The sequence below is a fragment of the Zetaproteobacteria bacterium genome (assembly GCA_003696765.1).
GTDB lineage: Bacteria > Pseudomonadota > Zetaproteobacteria > Mariprofundales > J009 > RFFX01.
In genome coordinates this window covers 1-4,358 of record RFFX01000086.1, presented here as the reverse complement: position 1 = coordinate 4,358, position 4,358 = coordinate 1, and the positions used below count along the sequence as shown (strand labels likewise).

Annotated in this window: 6 protein-coding genes; all 6 read right to left on the bottom strand. The window is 70.4% G+C overall.

Features of this window, described 5'->3' with window-relative positions; all coding sequences use genetic code 11:
• Positions 1–386 precede the first annotated feature (386 nt).
• Entirely contained in the window at positions 387–806 is a 420-nt protein-coding gene (gene tolR, locus D6682_08105) for a protein TolR (protein ID RMH50006.1), read from the bottom strand.
• A 4-nt stretch (positions 807–810) separates the two neighbouring features.
• A complete protein-coding gene (gene tolQ, locus D6682_08100; GenBank protein RMH50005.1) occupies positions 811–1,503 on the bottom strand; it encodes a protein TolQ in 693 nt (230 codons plus the stop codon).
• Positions 1,504–1,668: 165 nt separating this feature from the next.
• On the bottom strand, positions 1,669–2,151 hold the full coding sequence (gene ybgC / locus D6682_08095; protein ID RMH50004.1) for a tol-pal system-associated acyl-CoA thioesterase: 483 nt from the start codon (positions 2,149–2,151) through the stop codon (positions 1,669–1,671).
• A gap of 4 nt (positions 2,152–2,155) precedes the next feature.
• Positions 2,156–3,178, bottom strand: coding sequence for a Holliday junction branch migration DNA helicase RuvB (ruvB, locus tag D6682_08090; protein ID RMH50003.1), 1,023 nt, complete (start codon positions 3,176–3,178; stop codon positions 2,156–2,158).
• 19 nt (positions 3,179–3,197) lie between these two features.
• The gene (gene ruvA, locus D6682_08085; protein ID RMH50002.1) at positions 3,198–3,767 is read right to left on the bottom strand and encodes a Holliday junction branch migration protein RuvA; all 570 of its coding nucleotides are present in this window, start codon (positions 3,765–3,767) and stop codon (positions 3,198–3,200) included.
• Positions 3,764–4,258: a crossover junction endodeoxyribonuclease RuvC gene (ruvC, locus tag D6682_08080; protein ID RMH50001.1), complete on the bottom strand. Its 495-nt coding sequence runs from the start codon at positions 4,256–4,258 to the stop codon at positions 3,764–3,766. The genes ruvA and ruvC overlap by 4 nt, the downstream gene beginning before the upstream one ends.
• Between the last annotated feature and the right edge of the window lie 100 nt (positions 4,259–4,358).

The following is a 4,358-nucleotide window of genomic DNA, read 5'->3' as shown; positions in this document are numbered from 1 at the left end:
GTGGGGGGATGGCCTTCCGCGGCGGGGCGTCGCTGGAGGACTCCACCGGCGCGAAGGGGTCGAAGTCGAGCGGCTGTCTGCGCGTGCGGCTCGGCCGCCGCTGCCGCCGCTTCGGTGGGTGGAGGCGCTTTTTGTGTCGCTTGGGCTTTGTTGCGTGGTGCGCCTTCCGCCGTGCGTGTCGCCGCGCTGTTTTGGGGTGGTGCCGCTTCGGCTGTTGCGGCTGGGTCGTGACCAGACGGACCTCGACCGCATGGATCGGGGGGGGCGGTGTGGGGCGTATGCGGGCGGCCGCCAACAAGAGGGTGGCGAGCAACAGGTGGATCAGCAGGGCGGCGAGGTAGTCGGGCCATTGCAGGCGCTCCGTCCCCCGGCGCCGGGCCGGATCTTCAGCGAGACTCGGGCTCAGTGACCAGACCAACCTTGTCGATGCCCGCCTGCGCCAGCAGGGCCATCACCCGGGCCACTTCGGCGTAGGGGGTTCGGCCGTCGCCGCGGACGTAGAGCGGGAGATCGGGCCTGGTGCGGCGGACGGCGCGGATCTTTGTCACCAGCAGCGTGCGCGGGATGCGGTGGCGCTGGAGGAAGATGGTGCCGTCGGCGCGGATGGAGACGACCAGTGGTTCGACGTTCTGCGTCAGGTCGGGGGCATCCGCCTTGGGTAGTTCGACGTCGATGCCCTGGGTGAGCAGCGGGGCGGTGACCATGAAGATGACCAGGAGCACCAGCATGACGTCGACCAGCGGCGTGACGTTGATCTCCCCCATCGGCTCCTGGTCGGTTTGCCAGCTGCTCTGTCCGGTCCACATGGGATCAGTGCTCCTTGATGTGGCGGGCGATGATGTTGAGGAACTCCGAGGAGAACTGCTGCATGGCGCCGGCGATCCGCTTGAGGTCGGCGGTGAACTTGTTGTAGGCGACCACCGCGGGGATGGCGGCGACCAGCCCGAAGGCGGTGGCGATCAGCGCCTCGGCGATCCCCGGCGCTACCACCACCAGTGAGGTGCTCTTGGAGAAGGCGATCCCCTGGAAGGCGCCGATGATGCCCCACACCGTCCCGAACAGGCCGATGAAGGGGGCGGTCGATCCCACCGTGGCGAGGAAGGCGAGATGGCGCGAGAGCGACTCCATCTCGCGCGAGAAGGCGGCGTCGAGCGCCCGTCGAATGCCGTCGAGCCCGACCCCGGCGACGATCTTGCCCTCGCTGTCGCCCCGCCGCTCGCGTCGGTGGCGCAGGTATTCCCGGTAGCCGGCCTGGAAGATGTTGGGCAGCGGGCTGTCGGGGTAGCGCTGCGGGATGCCGGCGAGCACGGTATCGAGATCGGAGCCCCCCCAGAAGGCGGCGGAGAAGGCCTCGGCGTCACGCCGCACCCTGCGGAACCGGCGCCATTTGTGGAACATGATGCTCCATGAGGCGAGCGACATCGCCAGCAGCAGCAACAGCACCCCCTTGACCACGGGGCCGGCGCCGAGAATGAGTGGTAGGACAGAGAGTTGCGGGTTCATGTCCGATCCTGTCGCACGACATCCCTCCGTGGACGTCCTGCCCGACGGCGAGCGAAGCGCGCAAGCCTCGATCGCCTGGCGCATCCATCGGTCGCCTCCTGCAACCGACGGGTACGCGCACGACCCTCCATGGCCGCGATGCCGCGCTCCCGGGAGGGCGGCATGTCAGCGCCCGCCTCCCCGGAGGTCGGCGACGGCGCACAGCCGCTGCAGCAGCGCCGGCGGGATGCGGCGCGGCCGCCCGGAGCGGGCGATGCAGGCGAGATCGACCTGCGCCTCGCTCAGGCAGAGCCCGTCGTCGGCGCGTTCGATCCGCTGGTGGTAGCGGATGCGCACCCCGGTCGGCCGCGCCAGCCGGCTGCAGACGGTGAGCAGGTCGTTGAAGCGGGCCGGCGCCCGGTAGTCGATGGCGATTCTGGTCACCGCGAAGAGCACCCCCCAGCGGCGCTCCACCTCGTCGAGCTCCACCCCGGCCGCGCGCAGCAGCTCGGTTCGCGCCCGCTCCATGTAGCGCAGGTAGTTGGCATGGTAGACCACACCGCCGTGGTCGGTGTCCTCGTAGTAGATGCGCACCGGCCATCGGTGCACCGGGCGGCCATCGCCTGCGCCGCCCTCTCCGGCCGGGGCGCGCCGCTCCACCGGTTCCATGCGATCAGCGCTCCCCCGTCGCCCGGGCCGCCGCTGTCTGCCGCAGGTGGGCGCAGGCGCGCGGCGTGACCACCCGGCCGCGCGGGGTGCGGGCCAGCATCCCCTCCTGCATGAGGTAGGGCTCCACCACATCCTCGATCGTCTCCCGGTCCTCGGCGAGGGCGGCGGCGAGGGTGTCCAGCCCCACCGGGCCGCCGTCGAACTTCTCGACGATGGTGGTCAGCAGCCGGCGGTCGAGGGCGTCGAGCCCTGCGGTGTCGACCTCCAGGCGGGTGAGGGCGGCGTCGGCCACCGCCCGGGTGATGGTGCCGTCGTGCTCCACCTCGGCGAAGTCGCGCACCCGCCGGAGCAGCCGATTGGCGATGCGCGGCGTCCCCCGGGCGCGGCGGGCGATCTCCATCGCGCCCCCGGGTTCGATCGCGATGCCGATCAGCGCGGCCGAACGGGTGATGATCCGGCAGAGCTCCTCCGGGCTGTAGAACTCGAGCCGGAGTACGACGCCGAAGCGGTCGCGCAGCGGGTTGGTCAGCATGCCGGCGCGGGTGGTGGCCCCGACCAGGGTGAAGCGGGGCAGCTCCATCTTGATCGAGCGCGCCGCCGGCCCCTGGCCGACCAGGATGTCGAGCTGGAAGTCCTCCATCGCCGGGTAGAGGATCTCCTCCACCTGCGGGGCGAGCCGATGGATCTCGTCGACGAAGAGGATGTCGCCCGGCTCCAGGTTGGTCAGCATGGCGGCCAGGTCGCCGGCCCGTTCGATCACCGGGCCGGAGGTGATGCGGATGTTGCCCCCCATCTCGTTGGCGATGATGTTGGCCAGCGTGGTCTTGCCCAGCCCCGGCGGGCCGAAGATGAGGGTGTGGTCGAGCGCATCCCGCCGTCTGCGCGCGGCGTGGAGAAAGACGGAGAGGTTCTCGCGCACCTTCTCCTGGCCGATATACTCCTCCAGCAGTCTGGGGCGGAGGGCGGCCTCCTGCGCCTCGGCCGGTTGGAGGTCGGGATCGATCAGCCGCTGTTCCGACCGGTTCATGCCTTCCCCTCCGTGCCGGTCACGACAACACCCGCAGCACCCGCTTGAAATCCTCCTCGAACTCGCCGCAGAGCTCGACGGTGCGCATCGCCTGCTGGATCGCCGCCGGCTTGTAGCCCAGATTGGTCAGTGCCGAGCGCAGATCGGCGTGGTCTCTCCCCTGTTGGCCGGCGGGGACGGTGGTGTCGGTGAGCTTGCCGCGCAGTTCGAGGATGATGCGCTGGGCGGTCTTCTTCCCCACCCCCGGGGTGCGGGCGAGCGCTGCGGCATCCCCTGTCTCGACCGCGTCGAGCAGTTGGGTCGGGGTCATCGCCGAGAGCATGTTGATCGCCGTTCGGGCACCGACGCCGGAGAGGGCGGTGAGCCGGCGGAAGAGCGTCCGCTCGCTGATCGTGGCGAAACCGAAGAGTAGCAGTTGATCCTCGCGTACATGGGTGTGGACGAAGAGGGCGCATTCCGCACCCGGTCGGAGCGCGGCGAGGGTGCGGGTGGGGACCGTCACCTCGTAGCCTATGCCCGCATCGGTCTCGATCAGCAGGCAACCGTCCGCATCGAGCTCGCGGATGCGGCCGCGAAGCCAGCCGATCATGATCCCTTCCCCGTCTGAGGGCGCCGCATCGGGCAATGATGCGCATGGCAGATGGCCACGGCAAGCGCGTCGGCGGCATCCTCCTGCACCGGCTCCCGGGTGGCGAGCAGCATCCCGACCATGTACTGGATCTGCCCCTTGTCGGCGCGACCGAAGCCGGCCAGCGCCTGCTTGACGGTGGCGGGAGGGTAGGCGAAGACCTCGATCCCGGCGTCGGCGCAGGCGGCGATCAGCGCGCCGCGTGCCTGGCCGAGCTTGAGCGCCGCCGAGGCGTTCTTTGCCATGAAGAGATCCTCCACCGCGGCGACGTCGGGCCGGAAGCGGGCGATGAGCTCCTTCAACTCGAGGAAGAGCATTGCCAGCCGGTGTGGGAAGGGTCGGTCGGCGCAGCGGATGGTCTGATGGTGGACCCGGCGCAGCCGGCCGCCGACGGCATCGATGATACCCACCCCCGTGCTGCGCGATCCGGGGTCGATCCCGAGGATGCGCATCGCCCCTTCGGACACGGGGGGTGACCTATCCGCGGACAGGGTCGGGGGCCGCGGAGCTGCGCTCCCCAGCGCTTTCCTGCCCCGCCGCGGGCAGCAGGCC